19 protein-coding genes and 2 tRNA genes are annotated in these 20134 nt (G+C 69.7%); 4 read left to right on the top strand and 17 right to left on the bottom strand.

Annotated elements, in window-relative coordinates:
- The first annotated feature begins 74 nt into the window (after positions 1 to 74).
- Positions 75 to 151, top strand: a tRNA-Arg gene (locus tag H8B08_RS01285).
- A gap of 124 nt (positions 152 to 275) precedes the next feature.
- On the opposite strand, the gene H8B08_RS01290 is transcribed toward H8B08_RS01285, so the two are convergent.
- The 3 genes from H8B08_RS01290 to H8B08_RS01300 all read right to left on the bottom strand — a co-directional run bounded on the left by H8B08_RS01290 (position 276) and on the right by H8B08_RS01300 (position 2602).
- Positions 276 to 1565, bottom strand: a complete 1290-nt coding sequence (locus H8B08_RS01290) for an epoxide hydrolase family protein (RefSeq protein WP_187448411.1) — start codon at positions 1563 to 1565, stop codon at positions 276 to 278.
- Between the two features lie 84 nt (positions 1566 to 1649).
- Positions 1650 to 1817 (bottom strand): hypothetical protein, encoded by a 168-nt coding sequence (locus tag H8B08_RS01295; RefSeq protein ID WP_187448412.1) that lies wholly within the window; start codon positions 1815 to 1817, stop codon positions 1650 to 1652.
- Positions 1817 to 2602, bottom strand: coding sequence for an SDR family oxidoreductase (locus H8B08_RS01300; protein ID WP_187448413.1), 786 nt, complete (start codon positions 2600 to 2602; stop codon positions 1817 to 1819). Before H8B08_RS01300 ends, H8B08_RS01295 begins: the two co-directional genes overlap by 1 nt.
- A gap of 72 nt (positions 2603 to 2674) precedes the next feature.
- On the opposite strand from H8B08_RS01300, the gene H8B08_RS01305 reads away from it, so the two are divergent.
- Complete coding sequence (locus tag H8B08_RS01305; RefSeq protein WP_187448414.1) at positions 2675 to 3178, top strand: helix-turn-helix domain-containing protein; 504 nt, start codon at positions 2675 to 2677, stop codon at positions 3176 to 3178.
- Here the strand turns inward: H8B08_RS01305 and H8B08_RS01310 are convergent.
- Together H8B08_RS01310 and H8B08_RS01315 are read right to left on the bottom strand one after the other, a co-directional pair.
- Complete coding sequence (locus tag H8B08_RS01310; protein WP_187448415.1) at positions 3171 to 4241, bottom strand: nitronate monooxygenase family protein; 1071 nt, start codon at positions 4239 to 4241, stop codon at positions 3171 to 3173. The genes H8B08_RS01305 and H8B08_RS01310 overlap by 8 nt on opposite strands.
- A 69-nt stretch (positions 4242 to 4310) precedes the next feature.
- Positions 4311 to 5744: a protein adenylyltransferase SelO gene (locus H8B08_RS01315; RefSeq protein ID WP_187448416.1), complete on the bottom strand. Its 1434-nt coding sequence runs from the start codon at positions 5742 to 5744 to the stop codon at positions 4311 to 4313.
- A gap of 89 nt (positions 5745 to 5833) precedes the next feature.
- Between H8B08_RS01315 and nhaA the strand changes: the two genes are divergently transcribed.
- Together nhaA and H8B08_RS01325 are read left to right on the top strand one after the other, a co-directional pair.
- Positions 5834 to 7045: a Na+/H+ antiporter NhaA gene (gene nhaA / locus H8B08_RS01320; RefSeq protein WP_187448417.1), complete on the top strand. Its 1212-nt coding sequence runs from the start codon at positions 5834 to 5836 to the stop codon at positions 7043 to 7045.
- Between the two features lie 195 nt (positions 7046 to 7240).
- On the top strand, positions 7241 to 9835 hold the full coding sequence (locus H8B08_RS01325; RefSeq protein ID WP_187448418.1) for a TonB-dependent receptor: 2595 nt from the start codon (positions 7241 to 7243) through the stop codon (positions 9833 to 9835).
- Between the two features lie 94 nt (positions 9836 to 9929).
- Here the strand turns inward: H8B08_RS01325 and H8B08_RS01330 are convergent, their stop codons facing one another.
- The 12 genes from H8B08_RS01330 to hppD all read right to left on the bottom strand — a co-directional run bounded on the left by H8B08_RS01330 (position 9930) and on the right by hppD (position 20009).
- On the bottom strand, positions 9930 to 10196 hold the full coding sequence (locus H8B08_RS01330; RefSeq protein WP_187448419.1) for a hypothetical protein: 267 nt from the start codon (positions 10194 to 10196) through the stop codon (positions 9930 to 9932).
- Positions 10197 to 10261: 65 nt separating this feature from the next.
- The gene (locus tag H8B08_RS01335) at positions 10262 to 12061 is read right to left on the bottom strand and encodes a long-chain-acyl-CoA synthetase (RefSeq protein WP_187448420.1); all 1800 of its coding nucleotides are present in this window, start codon (positions 12059 to 12061) and stop codon (positions 10262 to 10264) included.
- A 169-nt stretch (positions 12062 to 12230) separates the two neighbouring features.
- Positions 12231 to 13061 (bottom strand): hypothetical protein, encoded by an 831-nt coding sequence (locus H8B08_RS01340; RefSeq protein WP_187448421.1) that lies wholly within the window; start codon positions 13059 to 13061, stop codon positions 12231 to 12233.
- A gap of 195 nt (positions 13062 to 13256) precedes the next feature.
- A tRNA-Leu gene (locus H8B08_RS01345) sits at positions 13257 to 13340 on the bottom strand.
- A gap of 71 nt (positions 13341 to 13411) precedes the next feature.
- Positions 13412 to 13930 (bottom strand): CcdC protein domain-containing protein, encoded by a 519-nt coding sequence (locus H8B08_RS01350; protein ID WP_187448422.1) that lies wholly within the window; start codon positions 13928 to 13930, stop codon positions 13412 to 13414.
- Positions 13931 to 13963: 33 nt separating this feature from the next.
- Positions 13964 to 14968 carry a fumarylacetoacetate hydrolase family protein gene (locus tag H8B08_RS01355; RefSeq protein WP_187448423.1) on the bottom strand — a complete coding sequence of 335 codons (1005 nt, stop codon included), beginning with the start codon at positions 14966 to 14968 and terminating at the stop codon, positions 13964 to 13966.
- Between the two features lie 9 nt (positions 14969 to 14977).
- Positions 14978 to 15718 carry a hypothetical protein gene (locus tag H8B08_RS01360; protein ID WP_187448424.1) on the bottom strand — a complete coding sequence of 247 codons (741 nt, stop codon included), beginning with the start codon at positions 15716 to 15718 and terminating at the stop codon, positions 14978 to 14980.
- 134 nt (positions 15719 to 15852) lie between these two features.
- On the bottom strand, positions 15853 to 16230 hold the full coding sequence (locus tag H8B08_RS01365) for a cupin domain-containing protein (protein ID WP_370545368.1): 378 nt from the start codon (positions 16228 to 16230) through the stop codon (positions 15853 to 15855).
- A 2-nt stretch (positions 16231 to 16232) separates the two neighbouring features.
- Positions 16233 to 16508 carry a hypothetical protein gene (locus tag H8B08_RS01370; RefSeq protein ID WP_187448425.1) on the bottom strand — a complete coding sequence of 92 codons (276 nt, stop codon included), beginning with the start codon at positions 16506 to 16508 and terminating at the stop codon, positions 16233 to 16235.
- A gap of 3 nt (positions 16509 to 16511) precedes the next feature.
- Positions 16512 to 17651, bottom strand: a complete 1140-nt coding sequence (locus H8B08_RS01375; RefSeq protein ID WP_187448426.1) for a homogentisate 1,2-dioxygenase — start codon at positions 17649 to 17651, stop codon at positions 16512 to 16514.
- 131 nt (positions 17652 to 17782) lie between these two features.
- On the bottom strand, positions 17783 to 18871 hold the full coding sequence (locus H8B08_RS01380) for an isoaspartyl peptidase/L-asparaginase family protein (protein ID WP_222934244.1): 1089 nt from the start codon (positions 18869 to 18871) through the stop codon (positions 17783 to 17785).
- 91 nt (positions 18872 to 18962) lie between these two features.
- On the bottom strand, positions 18963 to 20009 hold the full coding sequence (gene hppD / locus H8B08_RS01385) for a 4-hydroxyphenylpyruvate dioxygenase (protein WP_187448427.1): 1047 nt from the start codon (positions 20007 to 20009) through the stop codon (positions 18963 to 18965).
- Positions 20010 to 20134: the final 125 nt, after the last annotated feature.

Genomic DNA, 20134 nt, shown 5'->3' on the forward strand with positions numbered 1-20134 from the left:
AACCGGTTCCGCCCCCAGGCCAGCGCGCGGCGCACCCTTTCCTTGCGCCGCGTCGGCGGCTATCTGAGGCGCGTGGCTCCGTAGCTCAGCCGGATAGAGCAGCGCTTTCCTAAAGCGAAGGTCGCAGGTTCGAGTCCTGCCGGGGCCGCCACGATCTCCAAAAATCTCGATGAAACCGGCTGCTTGCCCTGGCGCTGTGCGGACCGCGCTTCAGTGTCTGCCGGAGCCGCTCGAACAGACCCTGTGGAGGTCGTTCCGGGAGCGGTGAGCCGCCGTCACCGCAGCGTCTTGAAGCCGGCGCGCAGGTCTTCGGTCAGCGCCGCCGGCTGCTCCCAGGCGGCGAAGTGGCCGCCCTTGGGCTGGCGCTTGTAGTAGATCAGGTTGGGATAGGCCTTCTCCGCCCAGGTCTTCGGAGCGGTGTAGAGCTCGTTCGGGAACGCGCTGACCGCGGTGGGCAGGGTCACGCCCTTGGGCGCGAAGAACGGCAGCTTGCTTTCCCAGTAGAGCCGGGCCGAGGACACGCCGGTGTCGGTCAGCCAGTAGAGGGTGGCGTTGTCCAGCACGTCGTCCGGGGTCAGACCCTCCGGCTGGCCGTCGATCACGCGCATCATCAGCTTCAGGCTTTCGGCGTCGTGGTCGAGCATCCAGGCGGCCAGGCCGACCGGCGAGTCATCCAGCGCGTAGAGCGTCTGCGGACGGTTTCCCATTTCCTGGGCGTAGGCCAGGCCGTGCTTGTAGAAGTAGTCCAGCTGCTCCCAGGCGCGCTTCTCGTCCGGGGTCAGGTCAGCCGGCTGCGGCGCGCCATCCTTGATCGCCTTATCGATCGCCGGCGGCACGGTGGCGGGCATGTTGGTGTGGATGCCGACCAGGCCGGCGGGCTTCTTCAGGGCCATCTGCTCGGTGACGGCGTTGCCCCAGTCGCCGCCCTGGGCGACGTACTTGTCGTAGCCCAGCCGGTCCATCAGGGTGATCCAGCTTCCGGCGATCCTGACCGGGTCCCAGCCGAGTTGGGTGGGCTTGCCCGAGAAGCCGTAGCCCGGCAGCGACGGGATCACCACGTCGAAGGCGTCGCCCGCCGTGCCGCCGTGCTTGGTCGGGTCGGTCAGCGGCTCGATGATCTTCATCTGCTCGACCACCGACCCCGGCCAGCCGTGGGTGATGATGATCGGCAGGGCGTTCGGGTGCTTGGACTTCACGTGGATGAAGTGGATCGGCACGCCGTCGATGGTGGTGACGAACTGCGGATAGGAATTCAGCTTCGTCTCGAACTTTCGCCAGTCGTACTGATTGGCCCAGTAGTTCGCGAGCTTCTGCATGGTCGCCAGCGGCACGCCCTGGCTGATGTCGCCGACCAGCTCTCGGTCGGGCCACTTGGTCGCCTGGACGCGCCGCTTCAGGTCGGCGAGCTGGGCGTCGGTCGCGTGGTACTGGAACGGGCGGATCGAGGCGTCGTCGCTGGCCGGCGCGGCGGCGCGGGCGGCGACCGGGAGCAGCAGCCCGAGCGCACCGGCGGACGCGGACGACAGGAAACCGCGTCGGTCGATCGAGGGGCGCCGTGCGGACATGATCGTTCTCCCGATCCCGAACGCGGGAACACGTGTGCGCGCCACCGACTGGCGGCGCGCGACGCATGTTCCCTGGCCGGCTGGCTAGCCCCCGCCCGCCCGACGTCGGACCGGTGCGGGCGCGGCGATCGGGCAGGGCGTCGCCTGCGGACGGGCGACCTCGAGCGCGGCCAGGCCGGTCACGGTCAGGCCGGCGGCGCCTGCGCGGGCGATCCGCAGCAGGCGCTTCAGCATGGTCTCGAGAGCCGGCATCAGGCGGCGCGATAGCGTTCAGCGGGGCGGGCGTTCGCGAAGCCGGGGATCAGCGCCTGGCGCGCGGCCTCGGCGGCCTCCCATTGGGCCGCGTCCGGCAGGGGCGGGATGGTGACCGGCTCGCGCCGGTCGAAGCCGAGCAGGGCCGCGTCGACCAGGTCGTCGACCTCCATGACCGCGGGCAGGGCGTTCACGTCCTTGCCGGCGCGCTCCCAGATCTCGGTGCGGGTGGCGGCCGGCAGGACCGCCTGGACGTAGACCCCCTTGGGGCCGAGTTCCGTCTGCAGGCTCTGCGAAAGGAATAGCACGAAGGCCTTGGTCGCCCCGTAGACGGTGGCGCCCATCTCAGGGGCCAGGCCGATGACCGAGCCCAGGTTCACGATCGCGCCTCGGCCCTCGGCGGCGAACCGGGGCGCGACGGCGGCGGTCAGGCGGGCCGGGGCGGTGACGTTGAGCGCCACCAGCCCGGCCACCGCGTCGGGGCTCTGGTCCAGGAAGCCGCCGGGCAGGCTGGCGCCGGCGTTGTTGACCAGGACGCCGATGCGGGCGTCCTCGCGCAGCCGATCCTCGATCTTCGCCAGGTCGGCCGCGTCGGCCAGGTCGGCGCGCAGGAGGTCGACGGCGACGCCGGTCTCGCGCCGCAGACGCTCGGCCAGCGCCTCCAGCCGGGCCTGGTCGCGCGCGACCAGCACCAGGTCGTGGCCGCGCCGGGCGAAGCGGTCGGCGTACACCGCGCCGATTCCGGTGGAGGCGCCGGTGATCAGCACCGCGGGTTGGTCGCTCATGGTCGGTTCCTTTCGTTGCCCCCGGCCCGATGACGCGCCATATGGATATGAAAATCATACCGACAAGCGGCTATGGAAAAGAAAGTGACAAAACGCGCGCCGACCCTCTGCCCCGTCGCTCGCGCGGAAGACCTGGTCGGCGACCGCTGGACGGTCCTGGTTCTGCGTGAACTGTTCGGAGGCGCCCGCCGGTTCGACGAGATCCAGGCTGGGACCGAAGCGACCCCGCAGATGGCGGCCGCGCGCCTGAAGCAGATGGAGGCCGACGGCCTGATCGAGCGTCGGCCCTACAGCCAACGTCCGCTGCGACACGAGTATCACCTCACCGAGAAGGGGCGGGCGTTCTTCCCGGTGCTGCTGGCGCTGCGCGCCTGGGGCGAGACCTGGTGCAAGGCGCCGGGCGAGGCGCGAGCGGTGGAGTTCACCCACGACGCCTGCGGCGGCCCCGCGGGGTTGGGGCCCTTGTGCGAAACCTGCGGCCGGTCGCTGTCGCACGACGATCTGACCGCCGAGCGGACGCCGGCCTACGCGCGCGAGCGCGAGCAGCGGCTGCGCAGGTTCAAGGGCCTCAGCTGACCTGACGGCGCGCCGCGGCGAGCTCTTCGGCCAGGGCCTGGATCAGCTCGGCGGCCGGCATGGCGCGGGCCAGGGGCGCGCCCTGGCCGGCCCACTGCGCCCCGAAGCCGCCGTCGCCTTTGGCTTTGGCCGCCGCGTTCAGCGCTTTGCCTGCGTCGTAGGCGATCGGGTAGTCGGGCGTGGCGACGCCGGCCAGCGCCCCATCCGCCAGGGCGGTGAAACGGTTGGCCAGGCAGCGGGCCGGGCGCCCGGAGATCAGGGCGGTCATTTCGGTCCGCTCGGCGGCGGGGCTGAACAGGGCGTCGCGGTGGTGCTGGTCGGCGCTGGATTCCGGGCAGCCGATGAAGGCGGTGCCGAGCTGGGCCGCCTCGGCTCCGAGGTCGAGGGCGGCGGCGATCCCGGCCCCGTCCATGATCCCGCCGGCGGCTATGACCGGCAGCGGGACCTTGGCGACGAGCAGGCGGGTGAGGGCGACCAGTCCCAGGCGGCTGTCGGACGACGGATCGAACGCGCCGCGGTGGCCGCCGGCCTCCCAGCCTTGCGCGACGATCGCGTCGACGCCGGCGACGACGGCCGCCTCGGCTTCCTGGAGGTTGGTGGCGGTCGAGAGGAGGACGATCCCGGCCGCCTTCAGCCGCGCGATTTTCTCGGGCGCGGGCAGGCCGAAGTGGAAGCTGACCACGGCGGGCCGCGTCTCAAGCAGGACGTCGAGCATGTCGTCGTCGACGAGGAAGCTCTTGTAAATCTCGGTGAGCCCCGTCGGCGGCGCGGCACCGAAGCCGTCGAACAGCGGCTTCAGGGCGGCCAGCCAGGCGCGTTCCCGCTGGGGGTCGGCGCGGGCCGGGGCGTGGCAGAAGACGTTGACGTTGAATGGGCCGTGGGTGGCGGCGCGGATCGCTTCGATCATGGTCCGTGCGACGTCGGCCTTGACCGCGCCCACCCCGATCGAGCCCAACGCGCCAGCCTTGGTGACGGCGGCGGCCATCTGCGGGGTCGAGGTGCCCGCCATGGGGGCCTGGATGATCGGAAGCCTGATCCCGATCCGCTCGAGCAAACGCGTCATCGGCCGCTCTCCGGCTACGGCTGCGGTGTTGAGATAGGCGGCCCGGTCTCGCCGGCAACCGCCTCGGCGTCAGGGCAGGGCGATCCCCCAGGCCTCGCGCGCCTCGCCGATGCGCGCGAGCTTGGCGTGCAAGGCGCTCCAGTCGTCGCGGGCGTCGATTTCGGCCCAGATCGCCTCGACCTCGTCGATCAGCATCTCCTCCGGCTCCGGGCGCTGGAAGTAGGCGTGCGTCAGGCGCTCGGGCCGGTCCGGCGCGTACGGCGCGAGCGCGGCGCGGAAGGCGTCGAAGGTCGCCCCGGCGTAGACCCCGGCCCGCGGTCCGGCCATGGCCCGCGCCTCGGAGGCCACGCCGCCGAACCAATCGAAGAACAGGGGCTCCCAGCGCAGCGCGTCGCCGGCCTCGGACAGCAGCTTCAGCGTCGCCGTCCCCAGCGCGGTGTCGGCCGCCTCGTCGCGCGGGCTCACGCCCAGGCGCCGGACGAAGGCCGCCCGCATCTCGGCCTGGTAGAGTTCGCCGAAGCCGTTCAGCACCTCGACCAGCGGATCGGTTTCGGCGACCAGGGTGAAGCAGGCGGCCAGTTGGCGCAGGTTCCAGAACACGGCCTCGCCTTGCCGTCCGAAGGCGTAGAGGCCGGCGTGGTCGAAATAGGCGGCCGTGAACGAGGGATCGTAGTGCGGCAGGAACCGCCACGGCCCGTAGTCGAAGCTCTCGCCGGTGACGTTCATGTTGTCGGTGTTGAGCACGCCGTGCACGAAGCCGGCGCCGGTCCAGCGCGCCACCAACTGCGCGGCCCGCGCGGTGACCGCGCGCAGCAAGGCGGCGGGCCGGTCCTTCGCGTCGGTGTCGGCCAGCTCCGGGTAATAGAGCTCGACCACGTGGTCGATCAGCTGGCCGATCAGGTCGGCGCGGTCGAAGTAGGCCAGGCGCTGGAAGGTCCCGAACCGGACGTGGCTCCACGACAGGCGGGTCAGCACCGCCGAGCGCGTGGGCGAGGGCTCGTCGCCGCGGGCGAGCTTTTCGCCGGTCTCGATCAGCGACAGCGATTTCGACGTCGGGACGCCCAGCGCCTCCAGCATTTCGGTGGCGAGGATCTCGCGCACGCCGCCCTTCAGGGTCAGGCGTCCGTCGCCGGAGCGCGACCAGGGCGTCTGGCCCGAGCCCTTGGTGCCCAGGTCGAGCAGCCGCCCCGTCCCGGCCTCGCGCAGCTGGGCGAAGAGGAAGCCGCGGCCGTCGCCGAGCTCGGGGTTGTAAACCTGGAACTGGTGGCCGTGGTAACGCATGGCCAGCCGCTCGTCCGGCGCGCCGGGCAAGGGCTCGAACCGGCCGAAGGTTGCGACCCACTCGGCGTCGGTCAGCGTGTCCAGGCCGACACGCCGGGCGATCCGGTCATTGCGAAATCGAAGGTTCGTCTCGGGAAAGCCGGCCGGCTCGACCGGGTCGGCGAACTCGGGACCTAAGGCGCGGAAGCGGTTGTCGAGGCGGAAATCGGCGGCGACGGGCATCTGCGTCCCATAACACGCGGCGCGAGCCGTTCGCTTGATAACCCCGGACGCTCCCGCCAAGTTGAAACGCTCGGCCCCGAGGGAGCGCCATGGCCCGTCGGTTCACGCTCGACTTCCTGCGTACCGAAGCGGCGTCGGGCGTCCTGCTCGCGGCGGCGGCGGCGGTCGCTCTCGCCCTGGCCAATTCGCCCTGGGCCGGGGCCTACTTCCGCCTGCTGGGCGCCGAGGTCCCGCTGCAGGTCGGGGCGTGGCGGGCCAGCGACACCGTCGCCGGCTGGGTCCGCGACGGACTGATGGCGGTGGTGTTCTTCGTCGTCGGCCTCGAGATCAAGTTCGAGGTGCTGAAGGGGGAGCTGTCCAATCCTCGCCGCGTGGCCATGCCGGTGCTGGCGGCGCTGGGCGGCATGGTCGCTCCCGCCGCCCTCTACCTGCTGCTGAACCAGGGCCCGGGTGGAGACCTGCGCGGCTGGTCGGCCCCGGTCGCCACCGACGTCGGCCTGGCGCTGGCGGTGTTCGCCGCGGTCGGACGCGGCCTGCCGGCCTCGCTGCGCGTGTTCCTGATGACGCTGGCCATCGTCGACGATCTGGGCGCGGTGGCCATCATCGCGCTGGCCTACAGCCGCCACCTGCACCCCACGCCGCTGATCGGCGCGGCCCTGGCGCTGGCGGCCATGGCCTTCGTCCAGCGCGGGCGGCGCGTGTCGTTCGTCTATCCGATGCTGGGCTTCCTGCTGGCCTGGGGGTTCGCGCGCGCGGCCGGGGTCAGCCCGTCCCTGGCCGGGGTCGCCGCCGCCTTCACCGTGCCGGCCATAGCGCCCCGGCCCGGCGAGCCGGTCCCGCTGAAGATCGCGGTCGAGGCCCTGCACCCCTGGGTCGCCTTCCTGATCCTGCCGCTGTTCGCCTTCACCTCGGCGGGCGTGTCGTTCGGAGAAATTCCCGCCCACGACGTGCTCACGCCGGTGTCGGTGGGCGTCGCGCTGGGCCTGTTCCTGGGCAAGCCGGCCGGCGTGTTCGGCGGTGCGGCCCTGGCGGCGGTCACGGGGCTGGCGCGGCGGCCGGGCGGGGCGACCTGGGCGGAGCTCTACGGCGTCTCCGTCCTGTGCGGCGTCGGCTTCACCTTCAGCCTGTTCCTGGGCGGCCTCGCCTTCGGCGGCGACCCGGCCCTGCTCGCCCAGATGAAGCTGGGCGTGATCTGCGGGTCGCTGCTTTCGGGTCTATGTGGCGCCGTTGCACTGGGCTGGGCGGCTTCGCGGCGTAGATCGGTGGGCGCCGAACCAACTCCCTACGTCGAGACTACTTGACCTAGCGGAAGCTGGTGCATTTGCGTCACAACATTCGCAAGCCTGCAACGGGTTGAAGCGTGGCCGCTTGTTCACGCCTGCGCCGTAGATTACCCAAATTAAGTCAGAATCCGTCCAGGGATCGACTTGGCCGGCTTCAAGAACAAAGAGCGGCGTGACCGCAGCCAATGCGGCGCGCAAAAGTCGGGGCAGGAAATGCGCTTCACGAAGATTCTCCGCGGCACGGCGTCGGTCGCCGTCCTCGCGGCTTTCGCCGCCGGTGCGAGCTACGCCGGTGCGGCCTACGCGCAAGACGACGAGATCAACTCGGTCGACGAGCTGGTGGTCACCGCTCAGAAGCGCGAACAGAACCTGCAGGACGTGCCGATCGTGGTCACGTCGCTGTCGGAAGAACTTCTCGAAAACGCGGGCGTCAAGGACATCAAGGATCTGCAGATCCTGACTCCGGGCCTGACCGTCACCTCGACGACCAGCGAAACCATCACCACCGCCCGTATCCGCGGCGTCGGCACCGTCGGCGACAACCCGGGCCTGGAGAGCTCGGTCGGCGTCGTGATCGACGGCGTGTATCGTCCGCGCAACGGCGTCGGCTTCGGCGACCTCGGCGAGATGCAGCGCATCGAAGTGCTGAAGGGCCCGCAGGGCACGCTGTTCGGCAAGAACACCTCGGCCGGCGTCATCAACATCATCACCGAAGCGCCGTCGTTCGAATTCGGCGCCGAAGGCGAGCTGACCGCCGGCAGCGACGGCGCCCTGGGCGCGTCCGCTTCGGTCACCGGCCCGATCGCCGGCGACAAGCTGGCCGGCCGCCTGTACGTGGCCAAGCGCGAGCGTGACGGCTTCTACGACGTGAAGACCGGCGACGGCCCGCGCACCCTGACCTCGGACCAGGACCAGAACTTCTGGACCGCCCGCGGCCAGCTGCTGCTGCTGCCGTCGGACTCGGTCGAGATCCGCGCCATCGCCGACTACACCAAGCGCGAAGAAAACTGCTGCGCCGCGGTGCAGGTCCGCTCCGGCCCGACCGCCGCGATCCTGAACAACCCGCTGATCACCGCCAGCGGCGAAGGCGTCGCCCCGGCCGGCGGCCCGACCTTCCCGATGCTGCCGTTCTCGCGCACGGCCTACTCGAACCGCGGCACCGGCCAGACGGTCGAGGACAAGGGCCTGTCGATCGAGGCCAACGTCGACCTGCCGAACTGGAACGCCACCCTGACCTCGATCTCCTCGGTCCGGTTCTGGGATTCCACAAACGGCCACGACATCGACTATTCGGGCGCCGACATCCTCTACCGTGAGGCCAACGGCGAGTACGGCTTCTCCTTCGACACCCTCAGCCAGGAAATCCGCCTGGCCGGTTCGACCGACCACCTCGACTGGCTGGTCGGCGGCTTCTACGCCAGCGAAGACCTGAGCCGGACCGACGCTTACAACCTGGGCGCCGACTACAACACCTACCTGTCGCTGATCCTCAGCGGCGGCGCCAACCCGGGCATGGTCGGCATCCTGACCGGCTCGTACACCGACCTGGATCCGGGGCCGGGCACCGCCTGGGTTCCCTCCGGCGCCGGCCCGACCTTCACGGCGGGCAAGTCGGCTCTGGACACCTACGACCAGACCTCCAAGACGCTGGCGTTGTTCACCAACAACACCCTGCACGTCACCGACGCGTTCGATATCACCATGGGCCTCCGCTACACGATGGAGGACAAGGATCTCGACACGCACCAGACCAACCCGACCAACAACTCGGTCTGCCCGGCGGCGATGTTCAACTACGCCACGAACCGCTGGCAGAACCTCCCGCTGACCGCCGCCCAGAAGCAGACGGCCGTGGGCGTGCTCTGCCTGCCCTGGACCAACCCGGCGTTCAACAACCGCATCACCCACCAGTCGAGCGAAGAGCGCGAATGGTCGGGCACCCTGAAGGCGTCGTACCGCTTCAACGACGACATCATGACCTACGTGTCCTACGCGCGTGGTTATAAGGGCGGCGGCTTCAACCTTGACCGCGTGCAGTCGCTCACCCCGGGCGGCTTCATGCCGGACGCCTCGACCCACTTCGCGCCGGAAATGGTCGACAGCTACGAACTGGGTCTGAAGACCACCTGGTTCGACAACTCGCTGCTGCTGAACGCCACCCTGTTCCAGCAGGAGTACTCGGACTTCCAGCTCAACACCTTCCTCGGCACCGCCTTCGCCGTGGAGACGATCCCCGAGCTGACGTCCAAGGGCGTCGACATGGACCTGATCTGGTTCGCGCCGATCGAGGGCCTGTCGTTCCAGGGCGGCGTGACCTACGCCAAGACCGAGTACGGCAAGTTCACCGCCGCGGACCTGAACGATCCGACCCACTTCCCGGCGCTCAGCCTGCTGCCGGGCGCCCAGATGTCGTTCGCTCCGGAATGGTCGAGCACCGGCGCGGTGACCTACGAGCGCTCGTTCGGGGCGATGAAGGCGGGCTTCAACCTGTCGGCCAAGTACACCTCCGAGTACAACACCAAGTCGGACCTGCTGCCGGCCGGCATGCAGGACGCCATGACCCTGGTGAACGGCCGCATCTCCTTCGGTTCGGAAGACGACCGCTGGACCTTCGAGCTGTGGGGTCAGAACCTGACCGACGTGGACTACTACCAGGTCGTGTTCAACGCGCCGCTGCAGGGCACCGCCTTCCAGTCGACGCTGCAGCCGAGCGGCAACTACTACAACCCGGCTCTGGACACCCAGACCTACAACGCCTTCCTGGGCCAGCCCCGCACCTGGGGCGCGACCCTGCGCATCAAGTACTAAGAGCTTCGTCCCCGCACAGGGGCGTCGCGGGCCGGCCGGGAGCGATCCCGGCCGGCCTTTTCTTTTGACGACAGGGCGCTCTGCCGGTCGGGCGCTAGTGGCGAAGGTCCTTCGGGCGCGCGACGAACTTGTTGAACCGGCTCTTGGCGTCCGGCGGCAACAGCAGGGCCAGGTCGTTGTCGTCGAAGATGGCGAAGAACTCCTCCCAGGAGATCTCCGTCAGGTTCGGATCCTTCTCGCCGAAATCCAGGCGCAGTATGCCGCCCGGCGCGCCGGTCTCGACCTTGGCGGGGCGGCCGCCGTGCTTTTCAGCCCAGCGCTTGATCTCTTCGTGGTCGACGGTGGGATGGGCCGAGGCCATGCGTCGTCCTCCGGTTCAGAACGGCGTCTGAACGCGGAGGCGACGGGGCCGGTTTCCTGGCCGGGTCAGACGCGGGCTTCGCCCTTGAGCAGCTTCTCGCGCACCCGGGCGGTCATCTTCACCCAGCCCTTCTCCGGATCGCGGAACCAGATGGCGTCCTTGGTGCGGGTGTGGTCGAAGCCGTCCGCCGCCAGGTCGACCTTGCGGTACTTGAAGGTGCCGGTGGTCTCCAGGTCGGTCTGAATGCGCACGAAGATCGGCCGGGCGTAGCCGGGCAGCTCGCTGTCCATGTGGGCGCCGAGCCGCTCGATCTGGAAGCCGTCGTCGACCACCAGGGCGGCCATGCCGGCCTTGCCCTCCATGCCCTCGATCGGCACGCCGTAGACCGTCACCTCGCGCACGCCCGGGGCCTCGCTGAGCCGCTCGGCCACCTCGGTGGTGGAGACGTTCTCGCCCTTCCAGCGGAAGGTGTCGCCCACCCGGTCGACGAAATAGAAGTAGCCGTCGGAATCCTGGCGCATCAGGTCGCCGGTGCGGAACCAGGCGTCGCCTCGGGTGAGGACGTCGCGCAGGATCTTCTTCTCGGAGGCGGCCTTGTCGGCGTAGCCCGAGTAGGCGTGGCGCGCGTCCGTGCCGATCAGGCCGATCGCCTCGCCGATCTCGCCGGGGCGGGCCTCGACGCACAGGCCGTTGGCGCCGCGCATCGGCTCCTCGGTCTCCATGTCGAACTTGACCAGGCGGATGTCGAACTTCTTGCGCAGGTAGCCGGGAATCCGGCCGACCGCGCCGGGGCGGCCGTCGAAGTTGAACAGCGAGACGTTGCCCTCGGTCGAGCCGTAGAACTCCAGGATCTCGGGGATGGCGAAACGGCTCTGGAAGGTCTTCCAGATGTCCGGACGCAGGCCGTTGCCGAAGGCCAGGCGCAGCTTGTGCTTGCGCTCAAGCTCGTGCTCCGGCGAGTTCACCAGATAACGGCACAGTTCGCCGATGTAGACGAACATGGTGCAGCCCTTGTCGACCACGTCCGGCCAGAACTGACTGGCTGAGAAGCGCTTCTTCAGCACCACGGCGCCGCCGTTCAGCAGGGCCGCGCCGACCCCGCACAGCCCGCCGGTCGAGTGGTAGAGCGGCAGGCAGACATAGACCCGGTCGGCCGGCGTGGCCGCCGTCGCGGCCGCGAAGGCGCGCATGTACAGCTGGGCGCGGGCGTGGGTGATCTTGGCCGCCTTCGGCAGGCCGGTGGTGCCCGAGGTGTAGATGTACAGCGCCGTCGAGCTGGCCGTCAGATCCATGCGCATGCCCTTGTCGGGCCGCACGGCGCTGGCGCCCTTCACGGCGGTGTCGAGGCCGCGACGGTCGCTGGTCTCGCCCTCGGCGCGCAGGCCCAGCACCCACAGCATGACGCTGCGCGGCAGCTGGTGGCGCACGTCCTCGAACGCGGCGTAGGTCTCGTAGTCGGCCAGCACGTGGCCGGCGCCGGAAATGCTTAGGCTGTGCGCCAGGGCCCCGCCGGTCAGGTTCGAGTTGATCAGGGCGGTGGCCACGCCGACCTTGGACAGGCCCAGCCAGATGGCCAGGTACTCGATCCGGTTGGGCATGTAGAGGGCGACGGTGTCGCCGCGACGGATGTTGCGCCCCTTCGCCCAGTGGGCGTAGCGGTTGGCCATCTGGTCGAGGTCGCGGTAGGTGATCTGCCGGTCCTCGAAGATCACCGCCACGTTCTCGGGCCAGCGGTCCACCGCCTGTTCCCAGTCGTCGCACAGCAGGTGATTGGAAGCCGGGTCGATGGTCTTGATGCGCTTGAGCAAGCGCTGCAGCCCGCCGGTGAACTTCAGCTCTCTGCGCGCGCGCGCCAACAGGCCCATGGTCCGTCCTCTCGCTTCCGGAAGGTTTGATCGCAAGGGAATCCCTTAGCGGTCAAGGCTGAGCGGGAGGGTGCGTCAACAGGGTTTACGGGACCTTGCCGAACGCGGAAATCCACGCGCCTGCGCGCACGCGGGAGCCGTAGCGAGGCGCCGCCGCCACGCCTGGAAATCAGCGCGCGGAAGGGGCCGGTTCGGTGGGGCGGTACTGGGCCTGGGCCTGGCCCCGCGCCTTCAGGAGCTCGGCCTGCTCGGGCGTCGGTTGCGGCTCCGGCGCGCTGCGGGTCGGCTGCCGGGCGGCCGACTTCTGCCGGGTCGGCTTGATCGACACGGTGAAGGCCAGGAAGCGCTCGTTGGCGTCTTCGCCGAAGGCGGCGATCTTGCGGTCGATGAAGGACAGGGCGGCCTGGAACGGCCCCTTGCGCCAGCCGACCCCGACCTGGGCGTCGCCGATGGCGGCGACCTTCTCGGAGCTGAAGCCGGCGCGCTTCAGTTCGCCCTTGCGGCCGCGCAGCATGTTCAGGCCGACCGCCTGGTTGTCGCTGGCGGCGAACACGAACCAGCGCGGCTTCTGGCCGAAGTCTTCGGCCACGCCCATGCGCGTGGCCAGCTTGTCGAGCTTCTGTTCCAGCGAGGAGGTCGTGGTCTTGCTCGTCTGCGGCGACAGCGCCAGGGCCAGTTCGGTGCCGCTGGCCACGCCCTCGTCGTTCTCGTTCATCCGCACGCTCAGGCGCGGCTCGTAGCGGGTGGCGACGCGCTCGGCCTGGCGAAGGGCGGGGGCGGCGGCGGCGTCGAGCTCGCGGACGCCTTCCTGCACCCATTCCACAGGGGCGGACGGCGTGCCGGCGGACACGGCGCTGGTGGTTTCGGCGATCGGCGCGGCCGATGTGGCGGAGGTCAGGAACGGGGGCGCCTCGCTGACGCCGGCCGTGATGAGTTCGTCATCGGGCAGGGGCTCGTCGGCGGTCGCGCCGCCATGCGCCCAGATCGTGATGGCGGTCACACAGACCAAACCCAGGCCCGCGCCCCCCAGAACCGCCGCGATGCTCTTTGAGCGTCGCATAGCGTCCCCCCTGTCTCCCCTCGCATGTTAACCATGCATCCGGTTCGAATAACAGTGCAGGTTGGGGCCAAGTTCCGCCACGCTTCCCGTGGAACGCGAAAATTAATGTTTCGCTCCACGCAGCGTGCGGGAATTTGGTGCCCCGGGCCGGACTCGAACCAGCACGCCTTGCGGCAAGAGATTTTGAGTCTCCCGCGTCTACCATTTCGCCACCGGGGCACGGGGCCGAAGGGCGCGCACTCTAGCGCCGCGCGCGCGCCGGTCAACGCAAAGCCTGGATCCGGATCGCGTCAGGCCGTCGCCGGCGCGGCGGCCATCAGCTTGCGGGCGCGCAGGGCCACCTCGATCCGCTGGGCCAGGACCAGGCCGACCGCGAACAGCAGGAAGCCGTCGGCCAGGATGGTCGGGCTGACGTGCAGGGCTTCGGGGTGGGCCTGTGCGTAGAGCGACAGCGGATAGCGGATCGCGAACATGGCGAGGATCAGGAGCATCCCCAGCGGCGATGCCTGGGCGGTCAGCGCGCCGGTGGCGGAGTCGTGCTGGATGCGGATGGTGCGACCGCGCACCCAGCCCAGCACGCCGCCGAGCGCCAGGGCGAGGGCCAGCCCGACCATCGCGGCCGGGCCCGGGTGCGGCCCCGGCGCATAATAGAGCGCCGCGCCCGCGCCCAGCAGCATGAAAGCCGGGAGGATCCACATCAGCTCCAGCCGCAGGCGCCGCTCACGCCGGTTGCGCAGGATGATCAGGGCGATCACCGCCACCGGAATGAGATAGGGCAGATACTGCGGCGTCGTCGTGGAAACGGACATGTGAGGGCCCCCCGGCCTCGCTTGTGACTCAGATCAGCCGGCGACCGTCTGTTCGATCGCGCCGAACAGGCTGTGGCCCTTTTCGTCGAGCATCTCGATGCGCACCTGGTCGCCGCGCTTCAGGAACGGCGTCTCGGGCTTGCCGCCCAGTATGGTCTCGACCATGCGCACCTCGGCGATGCAGGAATAGCCGAGGCCGCCGGCCTTCACCGGCTTGCCCGGGCCGCCGTCGGCGTCGCGGTTCGACACCGTGCCGGAGCCGATCACCGTGCCCGCGCACAGGTCGCGGGTCTTGGCGGCGTGGGCGATCAGGGTGCCGAAATCGAAGGTCATGTCGACGCCGGCGTCGGCGCGGCCGAACTCCTCGCCGTTCAACTGGACCAGCAGGGCGCCGTGCAGCTTGCCCTCGTTCCAGCGCGCGCCCAGCGCGTCGGGCGTGACGAACACCGGCGACAGGGCCGAGGCCGGCTTGGACTGCACGAAGCCGAAGCCCTTGGCCAGCTCGCCCGGGATCAGGTTGCGCAGGGATACGTCGTTGACCAGGCCGACCAGGCGCACGGCCGCCAGGGCCTCCTCGCGCGAGGCGCCCTGCTTCACGTCGCCGACGATCACGGCGATCTCGGCCTCCAGATCGCAGCCCCAGGCTTCGTCGGCCAGCGGGATCGGATCGCGCGGGGCCAGGAAGCCGTCCGAGGCGCCCTGGTACATCAGCGGGTCGGTCCAGAAGCTGTCGGGCATCTCGGCGTTGCGCGCCTTCCGCACCAGGGCGACGTGGTTCACGTAAGCCGAGCCGTCGGCCCACTGGTAGGCGCGGGGCAGGGGCGAGGCGGCTTCGCGTTCATGGAAGCGGCCCCGCGGCACGGAGCCGTGCTCCAGGCTCTCGGCCAGGCCGCGCAGCAGCGGTTCGCAGCGTTCCCAGTCGTCCAGCGCCTCCTGCAGGGTGCGCGCGATCAGGAAGGCGTCGGTGTACCAGGCCAGGTCTTCCGACACGACGACGAGCCGGCCGTCGCGGCCGGACTTGAGGGAGGCGAGCTTCATGCCTCCGGCTTAGTGCTTCGCGGGCGTTTTGGAAACCGTCGGCGCCGGAGTCAGCAGCGCCTTCTGGGCCTCGGACAGCTCCTTCAGGCGCTGCGCCTTGTGGCCGGACCAGTAGTCGGTGAAGGCGCCGACCGCCAGGCGCACGCGCTGGGTCTGATCGAGCTTGTGGCTGTTGTCGGCGCCGGTCGTGGGCGTGGTCGGGGTGGTCGCCGTCGTCGGCGGAGCGGTCAGGATCACGCTGCCGGAGGTCAGGATGCTGACCTGCGACTGTCCCTGTCCCTGGCCCTGGGCCTGGCCGTCCTCGGCCTTGGCGCGGCCTTCGCCGCCCTTGCCGTCGGCGCAGGTGCACACGCAGGTGCACTTGTGGCCGCCCGGCGGCGGGGGAGGCGGCGGCGGGGGCGGCGGGCCCTTGATCGCGTCCTCCAGCGCCTTCAGCTCCTTGGCCAGCGGACCGCCCAGGGCGATCACCGCGCCCAGCCGGTCCTTGATCTCCTTCACCAGCAGGTCGGCGCCGTACAGGATGGCGGGGCCCACCGCGGCGGCGGCCCCGCGGGCGCGCACGTCGATGGCGTCGTAGATCGTCTCCACCGCCTTGCGGCGATCGGCTTCGAAGCGGCCCACGAGCAAGGCGCGGGCGAGGAAGAAGGCCAGGATCGGCAGGACGACGACCGCGGCCAGCAGGACCAGTTCGATCCAGGGCTGCGGCTCGTATCCCCCGGCGTCGGTCGGAAAATCAGAGTAATCGTACACGACCCGTCTCCCCCTGCCGGCGCCCGTGGTCCCAGGCTCGCCGAACGGCGGTCTCGACTATGACGCGCGCGGCGCAGGTCGCAACTGTAGAGTTAACGATATGGTTCCGCTTGGGCGCGCCCGCGCGCTCCGGGTCACACGTGCACGCCGCCCGGAGCGGTGAATTCGGAGGCCGGCGCGTCCCCGGTGTTGACCACCTCGGACGGCTCGAAGATCAGCACTTCGGCCTCGTCGTCTGCGGCGGTGCGGTGCTCGACCCCGCGCGGCACCACGACGAACTCGCCGGGGCCCATCTCGACGGCGCGGTCGCGGAATTCGACCCGGAAGCGGCCCTTCCAGACCAGGAACATCTCCTCGGCCTCGGCGTGGCTGTGCCAGGGGAACACGCCCTGCACCTTCACGACCCGGACGTCCTGGCCGTTCAGTTGAGCGACGATCCGCGGCCGCCAATGGTCGTCGAAGGCGGCGAATTTGCGCTCCAGGGCGCCGCTTTGCAGATCGTCGGTCGTCACGTTCAGTCGCCCCGCCGGATCACCCCGGTGCGTCGAGCCGCCTCGTCGTAGCGCTCAGGGTCGTCGTAGACCACGACCTCGACCTGGACGTCGCCGCCTTCGCGATCGGCCCAGATGTAGCTGCGTTCGAAGTGGACCTCGCCGCCGGAGGGGGCGAAGCCGGTGTAGGTGTCGCCCCAGGGTGTCACCTTCGAGGCCTCGCGCCAGCTGAGCGTCAGGGCCCGGGCCATCTCCTCCTCGGCCAGGGCCTCCAGTTCGGGGTCGGCGGCGAAGGCCATGGCTCAGGCCCCCGCCGTCTTCCAGCTGTCGACATAGGCGTGGTTCTCGACGCTGGCCGCGCCTTCGCCCACCTCCAGCGGGTCGCGGGTGTCGATCATCACCGCGTACTCGTCGGTGGCCGGCTTGGCCGAGACGAACATGTTCTTCAGCGCCTTGGGGTGCGGCCCGTGGGTGAAGCCCGACGGGTGGAAGGTCATCATGCCGGCGTCGATGTTGTCCCGGCTGAAGAAGTCCCCGGCGTGGTAGAACAGCACCTCGTCGAAGTCGTCGTTGTTGTGGAAGAACGGCACCTTGATCGCGCCCGGGTCGGTCTCGAAGGGGCGCGGCGCGAAGGTGCAGATCACGAACCGGTCGCTCAGGAACGTCGTGTGGGCCGAGGGCGGCACGTGGTAGCGGTGGCTCATCAGCGGGCGTACGTCGCGCACGTTCAGGCGCACCGGCGACAGGTCGCCGTGCCAGCCCACCGCGTCCAGCGGATTGTAGGGATAGGCCGCCACCGACACCTGGCCGCGCTTCTTGATCTCGACCCGGAACAGGCCTTCCTCGGCCTGATGGGCCTTGAAGACCTCGTCCATCTTCGGGGTGTCCAGCACGGCCGGGTCGAACACGGCGTGCGGGCCCATGATGCCGCGGTCGGGCAGGGTGTAGTGGGTGTTGGTCGCCTCGATCATCAGGATCGAGGTCGGCTGGGACGGCTTCAGCCGCCACATGGTGCCGCGCGGCAGGTAGAGGTAGTCGCCCTTCACGTAGGCGATGCGGCCGTAGTCGGTGAGCAGGTCGCCCTCGCCGTCGTGGACGAACAGGATCTGGTCGCCGTCGCCGTTGCGGGCCAGGTTGGCCATCGGCTGCGCCAGCTTCCAGAAGCGCACCTCGACCGATTTGTTGTGCAGCACGATCGGCGCGGACCAGGGCGAGGTCTGCGGCTCGTTCAGGCCGTTCAGGTCGAAGGCGCGCGGACGCAGCGGCCCCTCGAAGCTGACCCAGCCGGTCGGCGGGCGGCGGTGGTAGAGGAAGGCGGCCGGGCCGAAGAAGCCCTCCTTGGAGATCTCCCGCTCATAGGTGCCCTCCGGCAGGTCGGCGTGGGCCTGGCGCGAGTGCACGCCCTCGGCGGCCTTCACCGGAATCCAATTGCCTTTCGCCATGGCGCGACCTCGATCGAGAGATGAACCCGACGGACGACGGGCCCCGGCTTTTTAGCCAAGGCCCGCGCCGACGGAATGAAAAAATGGAACGCCGATCCTCCGGATTTCGCCGGAGTTGACGCCAGCGCGGCTCAGCGCTCGTCCTTGAAGATGGCCACGACCGGCTCGCGGTTGGAGGCGGCGCTGGCGCGGTACATGCCGGAGGTGTTGAAGCTCCAGGCGATCTCGCCCTTGCGGCCGATGGCGATGATGCCGCCGTCGCCGCCCAGCGCGGTCAGGCGCTTCTGGATCACCTCGTCGGCGGCTGCCTGCAGGCTCATGCCTTCGTACTGGTCCAGCGCGCAGATCTCCCGGGCGACGGTCAGGCGGATGAAGTACTCGCCCGTGCCGGTGGCCGAGACGGCGCAGCTGTCGTTGGAGGCGTAGGTGCCCGCGCCGATGATCGGGGTGTCGCCGACCCGGCCCCAGCGCTTGGCGGTGGTGCCGCCGGTCGAGGTGCCGGCCGCCAGGTCGCCGTTCTTGTCGTAGGCGACCACGCCGACGGTGCCGAACTTGCGCTCGTCCAGCGGCGCGCGCTCGGCCTCCGCGTTCGGGGCCGGGGCGCCGGCCGGGCGCGGCGGGACCGGCAGGCCCTGCTTGGTCAGCTCGGTCACCAGCTGCTTCCAGCGGCGCTCAGTGAAGAAGAAGGACGGATCGACGATCTCAAGCTTCTGGTCGGCGGCGAAGGCTTCCGCGCCCTTGCCGATCAGCATGACGTGCTTGGAGTTGTCCATCACCGCGCGGGCCAGGGAGATCGGGTGGCGCACGGTGGTGACGCCGGCGACCGCGCCGGCCTTCAGGGTCGCGCCGTCCATGATGGCGGAGTCCAGTTCGTTGCGGCCCTCGGCGGTGAAGACCGCGCCGCGGCCGGCGTTGAACAGCGGATCGTCTTCCAGCAGGTGGATGGTGGCCTCGATGGCGTCCAGCGAGGTGCCGCCGTCGCGCAGCACCTTCGAACCGGTGTCCAGCGCCTTGGCCAATGCGGCGCGGTAGGCGGCCTCGGTCTGCGGGTCCATCTGCGCCCGCTCGATGATACCGGCGCCGCCGTGGATGACGATCGACCACTCGGGCTTCTTGTCGTCGTCCTTCCTGCGGTCCTTCTTGTCGCCGGCGTGCGCGGCGCCGGCGGCGAGCGCGGCCATGACGGCGGACAGGAGCAGGGCCTTCAGCGGCGTTTTCATCGGCGGACTCCCCCACGGCCGCCCTGTCGTCGGGCGGTCCGTCTTGAAACAAAAAGGGCGGGCGCTTGCGGCGCCCGCCCGTCGGACGCTCTTAGGCGTCCACCTTGATCACGCCGCGGCGGATCTGGTCCAGCTCGATGGAGTCGAACAGGGCCTGGAAGTTGCCCTCGCCGAAAGCCTCGTTGCCCTTGCGCTGGATGACCTCGAAGAAGATCGGGCCGAACAGGTTGGCGGTGAAGATCTGCAGCAGCAGGCCTTCAGCCTCCGAACCGTCGATCAGGATGCGGTTCTTCTTCATTCGCTCGACGTCATGCCCGTGGCCCGGGATGCGCTTGTCGATCAGCTCGTAGTAGGTCTCGATGGTGTCCTGGAACTCGACGCCGCGGCGCTTCAGTTCCTCGACGGTCTCGAAGATGTCGCGCACGCCCAGCGCCAGGTGCTGGATGCCCTCGCCGCCGTAGTCCTTCAGGAACTCTTCGATCTGGGACTTGTCGTCCTGGCTTTCGTTCAGCGGGATGCGGATCTTGCGGTCCGGCGCGATCATCGCCTGGCTGAACAGGCCGGTCGCCTTGCCCTTGATGTCGAAGTACTTCTGCTCTTCGAAGTTGAACACGTCGCCGTAGAAGCCCGACCAGGTGCGCATCTGGCCGCGGTGGACGTTGTGGGTCAGGTGGTCGAGGTACATCAGGCCGACCTCGTTCTCAGCCTCCTTTTCCGCGCCCGGCAGCGGCGTCCAGCCGGCCCAGGCGGCGTCCTTCTCGACCAGGTACAGCAGGCTGCCGCCGATGCCCTGCAGGGCGCGGACGTGCTCGAGCGAGTTGCCGGCGGCGTCGGCCGGCTTGGCGCCCAGGTCCAGGGCGCGCTTGTAGGCGGCTTCGGCGTCGGCGACGCGGAAGCCCATGGCGTTGGCCGAGCCGCCGTGCGCGGCGCGGAACTCGGCGCCCTGGCCGGTCGGCTCGCGGTTCAGCAGGAAGTTGATGTCGTTCTGCTTGTAGCGGACGACGTCCTTGGTCGGGTGCTTCGAGACGGCGGTGAAGCCGAGGCGTTCGAAGGTGGCGGCCATGGCGTCGGGGGTCGGGCTGGTGAACTCGACGAACTCGAAGCCGTCGGTGCCCATGGGATTCTTGGCGTCGGCCATGATCGTCTCCGTTGGGGGTCGAACAGAAAAGTTGCGCGGAACCTAATGCCGGAGGTCGGCTGAGCCAAGCGTGCGGCGCGCGGGCGCGAGACTTTGTCCCGCAAGCCTGCTAGCACGGCCATATC

This window comes from Caulobacter sp. 17J80-11 (genome assembly GCF_014349105.1).
Lineage (GTDB): Bacteria > Pseudomonadota > Alphaproteobacteria > Caulobacterales > Caulobacteraceae > 17J80-11.

Coding starts and splice junctions, on each gene's coding strand:
- H8B08_RS01380 (WP_222934244.1), bottom strand. CDS start 18,871: ATGAAAACGCCGCTGAAGGCCCTGCTCCTGTCCGCCGTCATGGCCGCG.
- H8B08_RS01315 (WP_187448416.1), bottom strand. CDS start 5,744: ATGCCCGTCGCCGCCGATTTCCGCCTCGACAACCGCTTCCGCGCCTTA.
- H8B08_RS01295 (WP_187448412.1), bottom strand. CDS start 1,817: ATGCCGGCTCTCGAGACCATGCTGAAGCGCCTGCTGCGGATCGCCCGC.
- H8B08_RS01335 (WP_187448420.1), bottom strand. CDS start 12,061: ATGGGCCTGTTGGCGCGCGCGCGCAGAGAGCTGAAGTTCACCGGCGGG.
- H8B08_RS01305 (WP_187448414.1), top strand. CDS start 2,675: ATGGAAAAGAAAGTGACAAAACGCGCGCCGACCCTCTGCCCCGTCGCT.
- H8B08_RS01355 (WP_187448423.1), bottom strand. CDS start 14,968: ATGAAGCTCGCCTCCCTCAAGTCCGGCCGCGACGGCCGGCTCGTCGTC.
- nhaA (WP_187448417.1), top strand. CDS start 5,834: ATGGCCCGTCGGTTCACGCTCGACTTCCTGCGTACCGAAGCGGCGTCG.
- H8B08_RS01300 (WP_187448413.1), bottom strand. CDS start 2,602: ATGAGCGACCAACCCGCGGTGCTGATCACCGGCGCCTCCACCGGAATC.
- H8B08_RS01325 (WP_187448418.1), top strand. CDS start 7,241: ATGCGCTTCACGAAGATTCTCCGCGGCACGGCGTCGGTCGCCGTCCTC.
- H8B08_RS01375 (WP_187448426.1), bottom strand. CDS start 17,651: ATGGCGAAAGGCAATTGGATTCCGGTGAAGGCCGCCGAGGGCGTGCAC.
- H8B08_RS01370 (WP_187448425.1), bottom strand. CDS start 16,508: ATGGCCTTCGCCGCCGACCCCGAACTGGAGGCCCTGGCCGAGGAGGAG.
- H8B08_RS01330 (WP_187448419.1), bottom strand. CDS start 10,196: ATGGCCTCGGCCCATCCCACCGTCGACCACGAAGAGATCAAGCGCTGG.
- H8B08_RS01290 (WP_187448411.1), bottom strand. CDS start 1,565: ATGTCCGCACGGCGCCCCTCGATCGACCGACGCGGTTTCCTGTCGTCC.
- H8B08_RS01310 (WP_187448415.1), bottom strand. CDS start 4,241: ATGACGCGTTTGCTCGAGCGGATCGGGATCAGGCTTCCGATCATCCAG.
- H8B08_RS01350 (WP_187448422.1), bottom strand. CDS start 13,930: ATGTCCGTTTCCACGACGACGCCGCAGTATCTGCCCTATCTCATTCCG.
- hppD (WP_187448427.1), bottom strand. CDS start 20,009: ATGGCCGACGCCAAGAATCCCATGGGCACCGACGGCTTCGAGTTCGTC.